Raw genomic sequence first — 15,542 nt, 5'->3', positions numbered from 1 at the left:
GGCTTCTCGGGAAGCGGATAGCTCATTCCAGCATGCGGACACCGCGGGATGCGATGAAGGATGTTCCAGGGGTGCTTCGATGGCGTTTTTGCTGAGGAGATCGAGAAGAGATCGGTTGTGTCCGGGGTCTTCGGCGACTCGTCGCGAAGAGCGAGCTTCATTGCTCGCGGCGCCTACGGCTCATGCCCGGTGGTCATGCATTCGAAACCGCCGGGTAATGGCTACGTATGTTGAGCTGTGCATAGTGTCTCACCGAGCTGCGGAATCCGCACAGGGACATATGTCACAGCGCGCCGAGACGCCGCTGACCTGCACCGATACACAGAACGCCCCCGCAGCGAGGCGGGGGCGTACCGGGCAGTAGGGGTCCTACGGGGGCGAATCCGTTCGGCCGTCCGTACGGGTCAGAGCACCGCGCCGAAGGCCATGCCGAGCCCGTACGTGACGGCCGCCGCGGCTCCGCCCAGCACGAGCTGGCGCAGGCCGCTGAACCACCAGCTGCGGGCGGTGACCCGGGCCACCAGCGCGCCGCAGGCGAACAGCCCGAGCAGCGCGAGCAGCACGGCCGGCCACAGGGCGGTGGCGCCGAGCAGGTACGGCAGGACCGGCAGCAGCGCACCGAGCGCGAACGAGGCGAACGAGGACACCGCGGCGACGGTCGGCGACGGCAGGTCGTCCGGGTCGATGCCCAGCTCCTCGCGGGCGTGGATCTCCAGCGCCTGCTCCGGGTCGCGGGAGAGCTGCATCGCGACCTCGCGGGCGAGCGCGGGCTCGACGCCCCGGGACACGTACAGGGCGGCCAGCTCCTCCATCTCGTCGATCGGGTGCTTGCGCAACTGCCGCCGCTCGACGTCGAGTTCGGCCTCGACGAGCTCGCGCTGCGAGGCGACGGAGGTGTATTCGCCGGCTGCCATCGAGAAGGCGCCCGCGGCGAGTCCGGCAAGTCCGGTGATGACGATGGTCTGCTGGGAGACCGCGCCGCCCGCGACGCCGGTCATCAGCGCGAGGTTGGAGACCAGTCCGTCCATCGCCCCGAAGACCGCGGGACGCAGCCAACCGCCGTTGACGTCACGGTGGGTGTGGTTGTCGCGGTGCGCCTCGTGGAGCGGCGCCTCGGTCTCGATGATGGACATGCTTCTCCCCTGTGTTTCCGGCGGGTTGGCTCACCCGCCGCCCCTCGACACCTCGAAAATACGCGCTATGTAAGGGGCTCGCCAGCAAGGCAGGCCGTACTTAGTAAGGCCCACCTGACTGCTGCGGAGGGGTGTCAGCCGGGTGACAGAGCCGTTTCTCCGACAGACCGGGACGCGCACGTGGCAGACATCGAGGAATCGGATCGATGCACGTGAAAGGCGAGCGAGATGGTGACGATTGCATGCGATCTGCGCGAGCGCGCCCGCGGTGCGCTGCTCGGCCTCGCGGTCGGTGACGCCCTCGGGGCGCCCGCCGAGAACATGCGGCCCTCGGAGATCCGCCGCCGATGGGGCAGGATCGAGGGCTTCGTGACGGACGCTCCGGCGGGGACGGACGACACCGAGTACGCGATCTTCTCGGGACTGCTGCTCGCCCGGCACGGTTCGGCGCTGACCGTGTCCCATGTCGAGCGCGCCTGGCACCACTGGATCGCGGACCTGGACGAGGGGCCGTTCCGCGGGGCGGGTTTCAGCGAGCGGGGCACCCTGGAGAACCTGCGGCGCGGTCTCGCCGCGCCCATCTCGGCGCAGCACCGGCACGCGTGGAGCGACGGACTGGCCATGCGGGCCGCCCCGTTCGGGGTGTTCGCGGCGGGCCGCCCGGCGGAGGCGGCCCGGCTCGTCGCCATCGACGGCAGCGTCAGCCACGACGGCGAGGGCATCTACGGCGGCCAGGCGGTCGCGGCGGGCGTCGCGGCGGCGATGACCGGCGCGTCGGTGACGTCGGTGATCGCGGCGGCGCTGTCGGTGGTCCCGATGGATTCGTGGACGGCCCGCTCCATGCGCCGCGCGGTCGTCGCCGCGCAGCGCCTCCAGCCGGACCCGCTGATCCGCGAACGGACCGTCCGCTCGGCCGTCGTGATCGGCGGCTACCCGTGGACGGATCTGGCCCCGGAGGCGGTCGCGCTGGCGTTCGGCGCGTACGCGGCGGCCCGCGGGGACTTCCGTACGGCGGTCCTGACCGCGGTCAACATGGGCCGCGACGCGGACACGACGGCCGCGGTGGCCGGCGCCCTCGCCGGCGCGAGCAGCGGCGCGGCCGCCATCCCGGAGGAGTGGGGCTCCGCGATCGCCCCGGTGGCCGGCAGCTGCCTGCCCTCGATGCGCGGCTATCACGTGCTGGACATCGCCGACCTGCTGACCCCGGACGAGGAGGAGGCCGCATGACGACGACGGACCCGACGCACAGGACGTACGGCACGGCCGAGACCGTGATGCCCGCCGCGGGCGGCGCGTGGGCACCGGCGCGGGAGACGGACGCGCTCGGACTCGCGGGACCTGGGGTCGTCCCGGTCCCGGTGGTCGCCGCAGCACCGGTCGCGCTCGGCACGGACCGGATCGAGGGGCTGCTGCTCGGCATCGCCGCGGGCGACGCCGCGGGCTGGCCGGCCGCCCGGCACCGGGCCGCCCGGATGCCCGAATGGACCCGGCGCCTCACCCGCGAACTCGACACCTTCGCCGAGCAGAACGCGACCACCACGCTGCCCGTCCCCATCGCCCTCAACCAGCCCCCCGAGCCGCTCCGCCTCGGCCCCTCCGACGACGCCGAGTGGGCGGTGTTCACCGCAGAGGCGGTGCTCGCCGCCGGCGGCCCGCTGTTCCGCGGGCTCGCCCCCGCGCACCGGCTGCGCGCCGCCGTCGACCTGGCCTGGAACTCCCTGGCCGGCCAGGTGGCCGCCGCCGCGGACCGCGCGCCCGAGGTCGAGTCGGCGGTGCTGCCGCTGCGCGCCCGGATCTCCGTACGGGCCGGACTCGGCAATCTGGCCACGGGGTTGCGCCCGCCCGCCACCGGTCACGACAACCCGCACTACTTCGACGATGCCGCCTGCGTCCGCGCCACCGTCCTCGCGCTCGTCCACCCCGGCGACCCGTCGGCCGCCGCCGAGCTCGCCGAGTTCGACGCGCGGTACACGCAGGACGGCGACGGCGTCCACGGCGCCCGCGCGATGGCGGCCGCGGTCGCGGCGGCGCTCGGCGGCGCGCCCGTCGACGCCGCGGTCGACGCCGCGCTCGAACAGCTCCCGTCCAGCACCGAGATCGGGCGCAACGGCCGGCACGCCGTGAAGATGGCCCGCGACGCGGCGACCGCGTTCGAGCTCGTCCCGCTGCTGGAGCACCAGATCGTCGACCACGTCTACAGCTACGGCATCGCGGCCGCGGAGACCGTGCCGGTCGCCCTCGCGCTGGCCACCGCCGCGCGCGGCGAGGCGTCCGCCGCGGTACCGGCGGCGGCGTGCCTGTCGCGCGTCGCGGACTCCGCGCCGGCCCTCGCGGGCGCGCTGACCGGCGCGCTCGGCGGGGCCGCGTCGCTCCCGGCGACCTGGCGGGACGCGTGCCGGACGCTCGCGGGCTGCGCGCTGCCGCGGCTCGCGGGCACGGATCTGGTGGAGCTGTCCCAACTCCTCGCGTACGCCCGGCTCGGCCGGGACCACTAGGGCGTGTTCCCGGGGCCACCAGGGGCCCCGGGATGGACAATTCGCCTCATGGCACCCACACCCCCCACACCCCTGGTCCCCTCCCCCGGCCCCTCCCTCGACGACCGGATCACCGGCAGCCTCGTCGGCGCCGCCGTGGGCGACGCCCTCGGCGGCCCGGTCGAGGGCTACACCCCCGACCAGATCCTCGAGCGGCACGGCGGGCGGATCACCGGCGTCGTCGGCCCCTGGAACGGCGACGCGTGGCGCACCGCCCGCCCGATCGCCCCGTACCACAAGGGCGACGGGCACGTCACCGACGACACCTTGATGACGCACGCGCTGATCCGCGTGTACGGGAAGGTCCGCGACCACCTCGACGCGTACGCGGTGGCGGACCACCTGGTCCCCGAGCTGGTCGGGAGCCCGGTGTGGATCCCCGAACTGGAGGCGGAGGCACTGCCCCTCCAGCGGATCTTCCTCGCCGAGAAGTGGATCGTGGCGCGGCTGCACTACGGCCACGTCGATCCGCGCGAGGCCGGCAACGGAAACATCGTCAACTGCGGTGCGGCGATGTACATGGCGCCGGTGGGCCTGGTCAACGCGGCGAACCCGGCGGCGGCGTACGCGGAGGCGCTGGACGTCGCCGGGGCGCACCAGTCCTCGTACGGGCGGGAGGCGGCGGGCGTGTTCGCGGCGGCGGTGGCCGCGGCGTGCGCGCCGGGCGCGACGCCGGGGTCGGTCGTGGACGCGGCGCTGCGCCTGGCGAAGGACGGCACGGCGGCGGCGATCGAGGCGGTCGCGGAGACGGCGGGACGCCACACCGACTTCGAGTCGGCCCTGGTGCCGCTGCGGGCGGCGGTCGCGCCGTTCGACTCGGTGGGCCCGGACTACCGGGCGCCGTCGCTGGGTGCCCGGCGCCCGTCCCGGCTGCACGCGATCGAGGAACTCCCGGTCGCCCTGGGCATGTTGCTGGTCGGCGCCGGCGACTACCGGCGTACGGTGCTGGGCGCGGTCAACTACGGCCGGGACTGCGACTCGATCGCGACGATGGCGGGCGCGATCGTCGGCGCGCTGCGGGGCGAGGCGGCGGTGCCCGCGGACTGGGCGAAGCAGGTGGCGGAGGCGAGCCGGCTCGACCTGCACGCACCGGCGGGCGTCCTGGCCGAGGTCGCCCACGAGGTCTTCGCCCACGACGCCCGACGCCGCCGCGCCCACGAGTCGGCGTACGCGGCCCTGACGGACTCGGCCCGATGAACCTGCGCGTGACCTGGGTCCAACCGGAGGACCTGGTGGGCCACGAGCTCCGCCAGGCGGCGGAGGACGGCCGCGACGCGACGGCCCTGGCCGCCCGCTGGCGGACAGCCGGCGGCCCGGCGGCCCCCACCACGGCAGGCTCCTCCCCCACCCCCCGCCCCGACCTCCGCCGACTGTCCGAGGACCTCCTGACAGCCCTGGCCGCCCTCCCGACCCCCTTGACCCCCGACGAACCCACCACCCTCCCCGCCATCCACGCGACCGCTTCCGGACGGAGGGACGGGGGCGGAGCCCCCGGTCTCGTCAGGGTTTCGGGGTGGGAGCCTCCCCCAGAGGCAGCTCTGGGGGAGGGCGGGGTGGGGCAAGTCCACCCGCTCCGGGCGCGGCTGCACGCCGCCTGGCTGGGGCGGGCCGCCGGGTGCCTGCTCGGGAAGCCTGTGGAGAAGCTGCCGCTGCACGCCATCCGGGCGCTCGCCCGCGCCGCCGGCAACTGGCCGCTCACCACCTGGTTCACCGAACGCGGCGTACCCCCCGCGCTCCTCGCCGCGCACCCCTGGAACCGCCGCTCCGCCGCCACCTCCCTCGCCGAGAACATCGACGGGATGCCCGAGGACGACGACCTCAACTACCCCCTCCTCAATCTGCTCCTCCTCCAGCGGTACGGCCGCGACTTCACCACCGCCGACGTCGCCCGCCTCTGGCTCGACGAACTCCCCGCCGGCCGCACCTTCACCGCCGAGCGCGTCGCCTACCGCAACCTCCTGGACGGCATCGAGCCCCCGCTCACCGCCGTCCACCGCAACCCGTTCCGCGAGTGGATCGGCGCGCTGATCCGCGCCGACGTGCACGGCTGGACGCACCCCGGCGACCCGCACGCCGCCGCCGCGCAGGCGTACCGGGACGCCTCGCTCAGCCACACCGCGAACGGCGTCTACGGGGCGATGTTCGTCGCCGCCGCCCTCGCCACCGCCGCGACCGGCACCGCCGACGTGCACCGGTCCCTCGCCGCCGGGCTCGCCGTGGTCCCGCCCCGCTCCCGGCTCGCCGTCGCCGTCCGGTTCGGCATCGAAACCGCCCGCACCACCCCGGACTTCGACACGGTCGTGGACCGTCTCCACGCCGCCCTCGGCGGGTACCACTGGGTCCACGCCGTCCCGAACGCCGCCCTCCTCGCCGCCGCGCTCACCCACGCCGACGGCGACTTCTCCCGCTCCATCTGCGCGGCGGTCTCCGGCGGCTGGGACACCGACTCCAACGGCGCCACCGCCGGCTCGCTCGCCGGGCTGCTCGCCGGCCACCCCGACCGGCTCCCCGAGCGCTGGACGGGCCCCCTCAAGAACCGGCTCGCCACCTCGGTCCCCTCCTTCGACGGGATCGGCTTCGACTCCCTCGCCGCACTCACGCACCAGGAGGCCGTACGCCCATGACCAGCATCGTCGTGCTCGGCAGCACGAACATGGACCTCGTCGCCTACGTCGCGAAGGCCCCCGCCCGCGGCGAGACCGTCACCGGCCGGGAGTTCCGCACGGTGCCCGGCGGCAAGGGCGCCAACCAGGCCGTCGCCGCCGCCCGCGCCGGCGCGGACGTCTCGATGATCGGCGCGGTCGGCGCGGACGAGTTCGGCTCCCGTCTCCGTGCCGCCCTCGAGCACTCCGGTGTCGACACCGACCTGCTCCGCACCTCGGAGGGCCCCTCCGGCACCGCCCACATCGTCGTCGACGACGAGGGCGGCAACGCGATCGTCGTCGTCCCCGGCGCGAACGCCACCGTCACCTCCCTCGACCACGGCGACGAAGCCCTGATCGCCACCGCCGACGCGCTGCTCCTCCAGCTCGAACTCCCCCTCTCCGCCGTCACCGCGGGGGCCGTCACCGCCCGCGGCCTCGGCGTGCGCACCGTGCTCACGCCGGCCCCCGCCCAGCCCCTGCCCAACGAACTCCTCGCCGCCACCGACCTGTTGGTGCCCAACGAGCACGAGGCCGCCACGCTCACCGGACTCGCCGACCCGCACGCCGCCGCCGAAGCGCTGCTGCGCAAGGTGCCCGAGGTCGTGGTCACCCTCGGCGCGGCGGGCAGCCTGTACGCGGCCCGGGGCGCGAAGCCCCTGGTCGTCCCGGCGCCCCGGGTCCGGGCCGTGGACACCACCGCCGCCGGGGACACCTTCGTCGGCGCTCTCGCCGTCGCCCTCGGCGAGGGCCGGCCGGTTCCGCAGGCCCTCGCCTGGGCGTCGGCCGCCGCCGCGCTCTCCGTCCAGCGCCCCGGCGCCTCGTCCTCGATGCCGTACCGCACCGAGATCGACACCGCATTCGACCCGACGCACGCCCGCCGTGACGACCGCGACGACCGCCAGGAGGCCGACGCCGTATGACCGACTCCGCCCCCACCTCCCCCGCGTCCGCCCCCACCTCCCCCGCCCCGCTCCACGGTCTCCGTGTCCTCGACCTCGCCACCCTCTTCGCCGGGCCGCTCGCGGCGATGATGCTCGGCGACTTCGGCGCGGACGTCGTCAAGGTCGAGCACCCCCGCAAGCCCGACCCGTCCCGCGGCCACGGCCCCGCCAAGGACGGTGTCGGTCTCTGGTGGAAGATGCTCGGCCGCAACAAGCGGACGATCACCCTCGATCTCTCGGCCCCCGGCGGCCGCGACACCCTCCTCCGGCTCGTCGCCGACGCCGACGTCGTCGTCGAGAACTTCCGCCCCGGCACCCTGGAGCGCTGGGGCCTCGGCTGGGAGGAGCTGTCCACCGTCAATCCGGGCCTGGTGCTGGCCCGGGTCACCGGCTTCGGCCAGTTCGGCCCGTACTCCCACCGCCCCGGCTTCGGCACCCTCGCCGAGGCGATGAGCGGCTTCGCCGCCATCACCGGCGAGCCGGACGGCCCGCCCACGCTCCCCCCGTTCGGTCTCGCCGACTCCGTCGCCGCTCTGGCGACGGCGTACGCGGTGATGACCGCGCTCACCGCCCGCACCGCCACCGGCCGCGGCCAGGTCGTCGACATGGCGATCATCGAGCCGATGCTCGCGGTCATCGGCCCGCACGCGCTCTGGTACGACCAGCTGGGCCACGTCCAGCCGCGCACCGGCAACCGCTCCCAGAACAACGCCCCGCGCAACACCTACCGGACCTCCGACGGCTCCTGGGTCGCCGTCTCCACCTCCGCCCAGTCGATCGCCGAACGCGTGCTGCGCCTGGTCGGCCGGCCGGAGCTGATCGACGAGCCCTGGTTCGCCGACGGCACCGGCCGCGCCGCCCACGCCGACGTCCTCGACGAGGCCGTCGGCTCGTGGGTCGCCCGGCACACCCGGGAAGAGGCGCTGGCGGCGTTCGAGAAGGCGGAGGCGGCGATCGCCCCGGTCTACGACGTCCGGGACGTGGTGGCGGACCCCCAGTACCGCGCCCTGGACACCGTCACCGAGGTCCCGGACCCCGAGCTGGGCCCGATCCGCATGCAGAACGTCCTCTTCCGGCTCTCCGAGACCCCCGGCGCGATCCGCTGGGCCGGCCGCCCGCACGGCGCGGACACCGCCGACGTGCTCGCCGAACTCGGCCTCTCCCCCGGCGAGATCACCGCCCTGCGGAGCGAAGGAGCCGTATGACCTTCCCCCTCACCTGGCTGTACGCCCCCGGGGACCGTCCGGACGTGGTCCGCAAGGCGCTGGCGTCCGGCGCCGACGTCGTGATTGTCGATCTGGAGGACGCGGTGGCCCCGGACCGCAAGGCGTACGCCCTCGACGCCACCGTCGACCTGCTGTCCGACCCGCACCCGGTCCCGGTGCACGTGCGCATCCACACCCCGCGCGACATCCCCCCACTGGCCACCCTCCCCGGCCTCAGCGGTTTCCGTGTTCCCAAGGTGACACAGGCCACCGACATCCGCCGGATCGCCGACGTCGTCCCCGGCCTGCCCCTGTTCCCGCTCCTGGAGAACGCCCTGGCCGTGGAGCACGCGTACCACATCGCCACCGCCCATCCGTCGGTGCACGGGATCGCCCTGGGCGAGGCCGACCTCCGCGCCGACCTGGGCGTACGGGAGGACGCCGGGCTCGACTGGCCGCGCAGCCGGATCGTGCTCGCGGCCCGCGCGGCGGCCCTCCCGCCGCCGGCCCAGTCGGTCCACCCGGACGTCCGTGACCTGGAGTCGCTGGCGGTGAGCTGTGCGCGGGGCCGCTCGCTCGGCTTCCTGGGCCGGGCGGCCATCCACCCGCGCCAGCTGCCGGTCATCGAGCAGGCCTATCTGCCGACGCCGGACGAGGTCGCCGGCGCGGAGGAGGTCGTCAAGGCCGCCGAGGCGGACGGCGGCGCGCTCGCGCTGCCGGACGGCCGGTTCGTCGACGCGGCCGTGGTCGAGGGCGCGCGCCGGGTCCTGAACCTGGCGGCCCGCAGGGGCTGACACGAACGGGACGGGCCGCCGGGACCTCATCGGTCCCGGCGGCCCGTCGCCGCGTCGTGATGCCGCCGGTCAGCTCTTGCCGGCCGCGCCCGCCCCGTTGCCCGCGCCGTCCTTCGACAGGTCGGTGACCCCGCCCTCGGCCGGGGTGTCCTCGGGGATGTCGTCCGAAGCCGCGTCCGAGGCGGCGTCCGCGACGTCCCGGTCGGCGGAGTCGTCCGCGTCCTTGCCGGCGTCACCCTCGGCGTCGGAGCCGGCGGCGTCGGCCTCCTTCTCCACGCCCGTCCCGGCGGCCTTCTCGGCGGCCTGCTTCGCTTCCTCGACCGCCGCCGGCTCCACGACCTCTTCCCGGCCCGGGCGGACCCGCGCCGAGACGACCATGTAGACGACCGCGAGCACGAAGACGCCGATCGCCGTCCAGACGTTCAGCCGCAGGCCGAGGATGTGGTGCGCGTCGTCGATGCGCAGGTACTCGGTCCAGACGCGACCCGCGCAGTAGGCGGCGACGTACAGCGCGAACGCGCGGCCGTGGCCCAGCTTGAAGCGGCGGTCGGCCCAGATGACCAGGAGCGCGACGCCGATGCACCACAGCGACTCGTAGAGGAACGTCGGGTGGTAGATCCCGGCCTCGCGGTTCGCGCTCGCGGAGATCTCCAGACCCCACGGCAGGTCGGTCGGCTTTCCGTACAGCTCCTGGTTGAACCAGTTGCCCCAGCGGCCGATCGCCTGCGCGAGGGCGATGCCGGGCGCGATGGCGTCCGCGTACGCCGGCAGCGGGATGCCGCGCCGCCGGCAGCCGATCCAGGCGCCCACCGCGCCGAGCGCGATGGCGCCCCAGATACCGAGGCCGCCCTCCCAGATCTTGAAGGCGTCGACCCAGTTCTCACCCTCGCTGAAGTACAGCTGGTAATCGGTGATGACGTGGTAGAGCCGGCCGCCGACGAGGCCGAAGGGCACCGCCCAGACGGCGATGTCGGCCACGGTGCCGGCTTTGCCGCCCCGGGCGATCCAGCGCTTGTTGCCGAGCCAGACGGCGACGAAGACACCGATGATGATGCAGAAGGCGTAGCCGCGCAGCGGAACCGGTCCGAGGTAGATCACACCGGTCGAGGGGCTGGGAATGTAGGCAAGGTCCATGGCAGGTCCGACGCTACCCTGCCGGGCGGGCGCTGCGGCAGCCCACCCGGCAACGTCTGCGTAACTAACCCCACAGAACCCAGCAGCCACACGGGCTCCAGGGGCCTCAGCCCGTGGTCGACGGGGAGGCGCTGCCCTTCTTCTTGCCCTTGTTCGCCTCGGCCACCCACTTCTTCAGGTTCGCCGGGGAGATCTGCTCGTTCCCCTTCGTCGGGAAGATCGATTCTCCGTTGAGCAGCACGGACGGCGTGCCGTTGAACGAGCCGCTGCGGAACGCCTCGTTCGACTTCTGCACCCAGGTGTCGTGCGTGCCGTCCTCGACGCAGCTGCGGAAGGCGGGGGTGTCCAGCCCCTCGACCTTGGCCGCCAGCTCGATCAGCTTGGCGTTGTTGCCGTAGGCGTCGTCCGTCTCCTCCGGCTGGTTCATGTAGAGCACGTCGTGGTACGGGGTGAACTTCCCGGCGTCCTGCGCGCAGGCCGCCGCGTTCGCCGCGCGCAGCGAGCCGCTGCCGCCCATGTTGCCGTCGATGAGGGTGGCCAGGTGGTAGTCGGTCTTGATCGCGCCCTCCGCCTCCAGCTCGTGGATGGTGTTCCGGAACGCGTTCTCGAACTGGGCGCACGCGGGGCAGCGGAAGTCCTCCCAGATCGTGAGCGTGGAGGGGGCGTCGGCCGCGCCCGTGGGGATGGCCGGCTTGTCGTCGCCGGTCGCGCCGCTGGGGGTGACGACCGGGCCGGCCTTGTCGGACCCCTCGTCGTCGCCGCCGCTCGCCGCGATCACGCCGATCACGGCCGCCAGACCGAGGACGCCGACGATCGCGGCGGACACGATCAGTACGCGCCGCTGCTTCTCCCGCGCCTTCTCGCGGTCTCGCTGTTGCTGGAGGCGCGCCCGGGCGCTCCGGTTTCCGTCATGGTTCTTCTCGCTCACGCCCGGCAAACGAACCGGGGAGGCACGGGCGTGCCTCCCCGGTCGCAGATCCACCCGTACGGGCTACGCGGTGCGGCGCACGCCCTCCGCGAGTTCGGCCGCCAGTTCCCTTACGGCGGCCAGTGCGGTGGCCTCGTCGGCGTCGAGCATCCGCTTCACGAAGGCGGAGCCGACGATGACGCCGTCGGCGAAGCCGGCGACCTCGCGCGCCTGAGCGGCGTTGGACACGCCGAGGCCGACGCAGACGGGAAGGTCGGCCGTGGCGCGGGTGCGGCGGACCAGGTCCGCGGCCTCGGCGCCGACGGACTCGCGGGTGCCGGTGACGCCCATCAGCGAGGCGGCGTAGACGAAGCCCGAGCCGGCGGCGGTGATGGTGGCGAGGCGCTCGTCCTTGCTGCTGGGCGCGACGACGAAGACGGTCGCGAGACCGTGCTTGTCGGCGTGCCGGCGCCACACCGCGGACTCCTGGACCGGCAGGTCGGGCAGGATGCAGCCCGCGCCGCCGGCCGCGGCCAGCTCCTCGGTGAACCGCTCGACGCCGTAGCGGTCGATCGGGTTCCAGTACGTCATGACCAGGACCGGCTTGCCGGTGGCCGCGTGGGCCTCCTTCACCGTGCGCATGACGTCGGCGATCCGGACGCCGCCGCGCAGGGCGATGTCGTCGGCGGTCTGGATGACCGGGCCGTCGAGCACCGGGTCGCTGTGCGGCAGTCCGACCTCGACGATGTCGGCGCCGCCGTCGAAGACGGCCTTGATCGCCTCGATGCCGCCGTCGACGGTGGGGAAGCCGGCCGGCAGGTACGCGATGAGCGCGGCGCGGTTCTCCGCCTTGGCCGTGGCCAGGGTGTCGCTCAGCAGCTGGATGTTCCCGGTCGTCACTTGGAGCCCTCCCCGTCGTACAGCCCGAAGTAGCGGGCCGCCGTGTCCATGTCCTTGTCGCCGCGCCCGGAGAGGTTGACGACGAGCAGCCCGTCCTTGCCGAGCTCCTTGCCGACCTCCAGCGCGCCGGCGAGGGCGTGCGCCGACTCGATGGCCGGGATGATGCCCTCGGTACGGGAGAGCAGGCGCAGCGCCTGCATGGCGGCGTCGTCGGTGACGGCGCGGTACTCGCCGCGGCCGGTGTCCTTGAGGTACGAGTGCTCCGGGCCGATGCCCGGGTAGTCCAGGCCGGCCGAGATGGAGTACGGCTCGGTGATCTGGCCCTCGTCGTCCTGGAGGACGTACGACCGCGAGCCGTGCAGGATGCCGGGCTCGCCGGCGGTGAGGGTGGCGGCGTGCTCGCCGGTCTCGACGCCGTGCCCGGCCGGCTCGCAGCCGATGAGGCGGACGTCGGAGTCCGGGATGAAGGCGTGGAAGAGGCCGATGGCGTTGGAGCCGCCGCCGACGCAGGCGATCGCGGCGTCGGGGAGCCGGCCGGCCCGCTCCAGGATCTGGCGGCGGGCCTCGACGCCGATGACGCGGTGGAAGTCGCGGACCATGGCGGGGAATGGGTGCGGTCCGGCGACGGTGCCGAAGAGGTAGTGCGTGCGGTCCACGTTGGCGACCCAGTCGCGGAACGCCTCGTTGATGGCGTCCTTGAGGGTGCGGCTGCCGGACTTCACCGGGATGACCTCGGCGCCGAGCATGCGCATCCGGGCGACGTTCAGCGCCTGGCGCTGGGTGTCGATCTCGCCCATGTAGATGGTGCACTCGAGGCCGAACAGGGCGCAGGCGGTCGCGGTGGCGACGCCGTGCTGGCCGGCGCCGGTCTCGGCGATGACGCGGGTCTTGCCCATGCGCTTGGTGAGCAGGGCCTGGCCGAGCACGTTGTTGATCTTGTGCGAGCCGGTGTGGTTGAGGTCCTCGCGCTTGAGGAACACACGGGCGCCACCGGCGTGTTCGGCGAACCGGGGCACCTCGGTGAGGGCGCTCGGGCGGCCGGTGTAGTTGACCATCAGGTCGTTGAGTTCGCGGGCGAACTCGGGGTCGGCCTTGGCCTTGTCGTACTCGACGGCGACCTCGTCGACGGCGGCGACGAGCGCCTCCGGGATGAACTTGCCGCCGTAGGCGCCGAAGTAGCCCTCGGCGGAGGGGACTTGGCCCTCGGCGTCGGGAATGAAGAACTCGCTGGACATGCGGATGCTCCTCGCGGGGCGGGTGCCCCGGGTGACGTGCGGTTGATGGTCACGTTACGCGCGCGCACGCGTCGCCGAGGCCACGCCGTGGCCCGACCACCTGGTCCCACCGCCGTGTGGGCAATCGTCCCGCGGGCGGGACGGGGTGGGCACACGGGACGGCACCCTGGCGGGTGCGTTCCGCCCAAGCACCCCGGCGCCCACGGGTGCGGCGCGCCTGCAAGCGTGGCCGCACACGAGGTGCGGGTACGAGCTTGGGGCGGACGCGCCCGCCAAGGGCGCCGTTCCGTTGTGCCCACCCGTTCCGCCCCAGCGGAACGAATGCCCACAACGGGGGGTGGGGTGGGCGCCCACGGCGGGCGGGGCCGGGTGCGGTCAGGCGTGGCTGGCGTATGTGGAGACGCGCGCTCGGCGCGGGCGCCATCGCATGCCGTTGACCTGGCCCGGCTCGTCGCCGATCACGTAGCGGACCCGTCGCCCGTGCACCCGCCGGGCCGGCGCACGGCAGCCGCGCGGACGGCAGCCGCGCGCCAGAGGCGCGTGGCAGGGCCCGGCGGCGGTACGCGCGGCGTGGCGGAGGGGCATGGAGTGTCAGCCCCGCCCGTGGCGGAGGGCCGGGTGGGCGCCGGCGGCGACCAGGTCGGCGACGGCGGCCTTGGGGTCACGGCCGGTCACCAGGGACTCGCCGACCAGCACCGCGTCGGCGCCGGCGTTGGCGTAGGCGATGAGGTCGTGCGGGCCGCGGATGCCGGACTCGGCGACCTTGACGATGCCCGCCGGGACCTCGGGGGCGACGCGCTCGAACGTGGAGCGGTCGACCTGGAGGGTCTTGAGGTTCCGTGCGTTGACGCCGATGATCCGGGCGCCCGCGTCGACGGCGCGCTCGACCTCCTCCTCGTCGTGCACCTCGACCAGCGGCGTGAGGCCGATGGACTCGGCGCGCTCGATGAGGGAGACCAGCGCCTCCTGCTCCAGCGCCGCGACGATCAGCAGCGCGAGGTCCGCGCCGTAGGCCCGGGCCTCCCACAGCTGGTAAGCGGTGACGATGAAGTCCTTGCGCAGCACGGGGATGTCGACCCGGGCGCGCACGGCCTCCAGGTCGGCGAGCGAGCCACCGAAGCGGCGCTGCTCGGTGAGGACGGAGATGACGGCCGCGCCACCCGCCTCGTAGTCCGCGGCGAGTCCGGCAGGGTCGGCGATCGCGGCGAGTGCCCCCTTGGACGGGCTGGAGCGCTTGACCTCGCAGATCACCTTGACGCCGTCGCCACGCAGTGCGGCGACGCCGTCCTTGGCCTGCGGGGCCTTCGCGGCGCGCTCCTTGAGCTCGTCGAGGGTGACCCGCGCCTGCCGCTCTGCGAGGTCGGCGCGCACGCCTTCGATGATCTCGTCGAGCACACTCACGCGAGAGGCCCCCTTCCGGGACGTTGACGGTGACGGTGCTGACTCCGGGGAACCGGGATCAGCACAGTCGATGGTATCCGCAGGACGGCTGAGCGCCCGCATCCGGTTGACGTGCGTCCCATTTGCTGGGATCGCGCCGCGCAGCTCATGGCGCGAGCGCGGACCCGAACGGCAGGTTCCGCACCACCGTGAAGACGACGAGGAGCGCCCCGAGCCCCCACCACCAGGTGTTGGGCACCGAGGTCCGCACGGGGAGCCCACGGACGGCGCGGACCAGCCACACGCCCATGAGGGCGGCGAAGATCACGTAGCCGGTCACGGCGAGCGCGTTGGAGCCGAAGGCGGCCGCGAACTCACCGTGGACGAACGCGTGCGCGCTGCGCAGGCCGCCGCAGCCGGGGCAGTACACGCCGGTGAACCGCAGCAGCGGGCAGACCGGGTAGTGGCCGGGCTCGTTGGGGTCGACGGTCCCGACGTACGCGAACGCGGCGGCGACGCCGGCGAGCGTGCCCAGCGGGGCGACGAGCCGGCGCGCGAGCGGCCGGGACTCCGGCCGCGGCGGCGGGGGCGGTACGTACCGGCCGGCCTGTGCCCAGGCGGTGCCGGGCTCGGCGGTGTCGCCACCGGCGGTCACGGAAGGTGTCGGCTTCACATCCACCTCGTGATTGTCCCCGCAAAGACATGAAGGCGCAGCCCGGTCGTGCCGGGCCGCG

Annotated in this window: 15 protein-coding genes; 7 read left to right on the top strand and 8 right to left on the bottom strand. The window is 74.0% G+C overall.

Going from position 1 to position 15,542, the window contains the following annotated elements; genetic code table 11:
- Positions 1-404: 404 nt before the first annotated feature.
- Entirely contained in the window at positions 405-1,133 is a 729-nt protein-coding gene (locus R2D22_RS27585) for a VIT1/CCC1 transporter family protein (RefSeq protein ID WP_318107388.1), read from the bottom strand.
- 228 nt (positions 1,134-1,361) lie between these two features.
- Here R2D22_RS27585 and R2D22_RS27580 point away from each other — a divergent pair, with 228 nt between their 5' ends.
- Genes R2D22_RS27580 through R2D22_RS27550 form a run of 7 tightly spaced genes read left to right on the top strand, consistent with a single transcriptional unit; the run spans position 1,362 to position 9,252 of the window.
- A complete protein-coding gene (locus R2D22_RS27580; RefSeq protein ID WP_318107387.1) occupies positions 1,362-2,360 on the top strand; it encodes an ADP-ribosylglycohydrolase family protein in 999 nt (332 codons plus the stop codon).
- Positions 2,357-3,628 (top strand): ADP-ribosylglycohydrolase family protein, encoded by a 1,272-nt coding sequence (locus R2D22_RS27575; RefSeq protein WP_318107386.1) that lies wholly within the window; start codon positions 2,357-2,359, stop codon positions 3,626-3,628. The genes R2D22_RS27580 and R2D22_RS27575 overlap by 4 nt, the downstream gene beginning before the upstream one ends.
- Before the next feature lie 48 nt (positions 3,629-3,676).
- On the top strand, positions 3,677-4,864 hold the full coding sequence (locus R2D22_RS27570; protein WP_318107385.1) for an ADP-ribosylglycohydrolase family protein: 1,188 nt from the start codon (positions 3,677-3,679) through the stop codon (positions 4,862-4,864).
- Complete coding sequence (locus tag R2D22_RS27565) at positions 4,861-6,291, top strand: ADP-ribosylglycohydrolase family protein (RefSeq protein ID WP_318107384.1); 1,431 nt, start codon at positions 4,861-4,863, stop codon at positions 6,289-6,291. Before R2D22_RS27570 ends, R2D22_RS27565 begins: the two co-directional genes overlap by 4 nt.
- Positions 6,288-7,232, top strand: coding sequence for a ribokinase (rbsK, locus tag R2D22_RS27560; protein WP_318107383.1), 945 nt, complete (start codon positions 6,288-6,290; stop codon positions 7,230-7,232). Before R2D22_RS27565 ends, rbsK begins: the two co-directional genes overlap by 4 nt.
- Positions 7,229-8,458: a CaiB/BaiF CoA transferase family protein gene (locus R2D22_RS27555; RefSeq protein ID WP_318107382.1), complete on the top strand. Its 1,230-nt coding sequence runs from the start codon at positions 7,229-7,231 to the stop codon at positions 8,456-8,458. The genes rbsK and R2D22_RS27555 overlap by 4 nt, the downstream gene beginning before the upstream one ends.
- Complete coding sequence (locus R2D22_RS27550; RefSeq protein ID WP_318107381.1) at positions 8,455-9,252, top strand: HpcH/HpaI aldolase/citrate lyase family protein; 798 nt, start codon at positions 8,455-8,457, stop codon at positions 9,250-9,252. The genes R2D22_RS27555 and R2D22_RS27550 overlap by 4 nt, the downstream gene beginning before the upstream one ends.
- Before the next feature lie 69 nt (positions 9,253-9,321).
- Here R2D22_RS27550 and lgt read toward each other — a convergent pair whose 3' ends face one another.
- From lgt to R2D22_RS27515, 7 genes are all read right to left on the bottom strand, one after another.
- A complete protein-coding gene (gene lgt / locus R2D22_RS27545) occupies positions 9,322-10,386 on the bottom strand; it encodes a prolipoprotein diacylglyceryl transferase (RefSeq protein ID WP_318107380.1) in 1,065 nt (354 codons plus the stop codon).
- Between the two features lie 106 nt (positions 10,387-10,492).
- Positions 10,493-11,314 (bottom strand): thioredoxin domain-containing protein, encoded by an 822-nt coding sequence (locus R2D22_RS27540; protein ID WP_318107379.1) that lies wholly within the window; start codon positions 11,312-11,314, stop codon positions 10,493-10,495.
- Positions 11,315-11,377: 63 nt separating this feature from the next.
- On the bottom strand, positions 11,378-12,193 hold the full coding sequence (trpA, locus tag R2D22_RS27535) for a tryptophan synthase subunit alpha (protein WP_318107378.1): 816 nt from the start codon (positions 12,191-12,193) through the stop codon (positions 11,378-11,380).
- Entirely contained in the window at positions 12,190-13,428 is a 1,239-nt protein-coding gene (gene trpB / locus R2D22_RS27530) for a tryptophan synthase subunit beta (protein ID WP_318107377.1), read from the bottom strand. The genes trpA and trpB overlap by 4 nt, the downstream gene beginning before the upstream one ends.
- Positions 13,429-13,803: 375 nt before the next feature.
- Positions 13,804-14,013, bottom strand: a complete 210-nt coding sequence (gene trpM, locus R2D22_RS27525) for a tryptophan biosynthesis modulator TrpM (protein ID WP_318107376.1) — start codon at positions 14,011-14,013, stop codon at positions 13,804-13,806.
- Positions 14,014-14,019: 6 nt separating this feature from the next.
- Positions 14,020-14,829: an indole-3-glycerol phosphate synthase TrpC gene (gene trpC, locus R2D22_RS27520; RefSeq protein ID WP_318107375.1), complete on the bottom strand. Its 810-nt coding sequence runs from the start codon at positions 14,827-14,829 to the stop codon at positions 14,020-14,022.
- Between the two features lie 145 nt (positions 14,830-14,974).
- Positions 14,975-15,487, bottom strand: a complete 513-nt coding sequence (locus R2D22_RS27515) for a DUF2752 domain-containing protein (protein ID WP_318107374.1) — start codon at positions 15,485-15,487, stop codon at positions 14,975-14,977.
- Between the last annotated feature and the right edge of the window lie 55 nt (positions 15,488-15,542).

Source organism: Streptomyces sp. HUAS YS2 (assembly GCF_033343995.1).
Classification (GTDB): Bacteria; Actinomycetota; Actinomycetes; order Streptomycetales; family Streptomycetaceae; genus Streptomyces; species Streptomyces solicathayae.
This window is presented reverse-complemented; position numbering and strand designations above follow the sequence as displayed.

What these genes read in the sequence shown, in the direction of transcription:
- R2D22_RS27585 (WP_318107388.1), bottom strand. Translation starts at nt 1,133, where the DNA reads ATGTCCATCATCGAGACCGAGGCGCCGCTCCACGAGGCGCACCGCGAC.
- R2D22_RS27580 (WP_318107387.1), top strand. Translation starts at nt 1,362, where the DNA reads ATGGTGACGATTGCATGCGATCTGCGCGAGCGCGCCCGCGGTGCGCTG.
- R2D22_RS27575 (WP_318107386.1), top strand. Translation starts at nt 2,357, where the DNA reads ATGACGACGACGGACCCGACGCACAGGACGTACGGCACGGCCGAGACC.
- R2D22_RS27570 (WP_318107385.1), top strand. Translation starts at nt 3,677, where the DNA reads ATGGCACCCACACCCCCCACACCCCTGGTCCCCTCCCCCGGCCCCTCC.
- R2D22_RS27565 (WP_318107384.1), top strand. Translation starts at nt 4,861, where the DNA reads ATGAACCTGCGCGTGACCTGGGTCCAACCGGAGGACCTGGTGGGCCAC.
- rbsK (WP_318107383.1), top strand. Translation starts at nt 6,288, where the DNA reads ATGACCAGCATCGTCGTGCTCGGCAGCACGAACATGGACCTCGTCGCC.
- R2D22_RS27555 (WP_318107382.1), top strand. Translation starts at nt 7,229, where the DNA reads ATGACCGACTCCGCCCCCACCTCCCCCGCGTCCGCCCCCACCTCCCCC.
- R2D22_RS27550 (WP_318107381.1), top strand. Translation starts at nt 8,455, where the DNA reads ATGACCTTCCCCCTCACCTGGCTGTACGCCCCCGGGGACCGTCCGGAC.
- lgt (WP_318107380.1), bottom strand. Translation starts at nt 10,386, where the DNA reads ATGGACCTTGCCTACATTCCCAGCCCCTCGACCGGTGTGATCTACCTC.
- trpB (WP_318107377.1), bottom strand. Translation starts at nt 13,428, where the DNA reads ATGTCCAGCGAGTTCTTCATTCCCGACGCCGAGGGCCAAGTCCCCTCC.
- trpM (WP_318107376.1), bottom strand. Translation starts at nt 14,013, where the DNA reads ATGCCCCTCCGCCACGCCGCGCGTACCGCCGCCGGGCCCTGCCACGCG.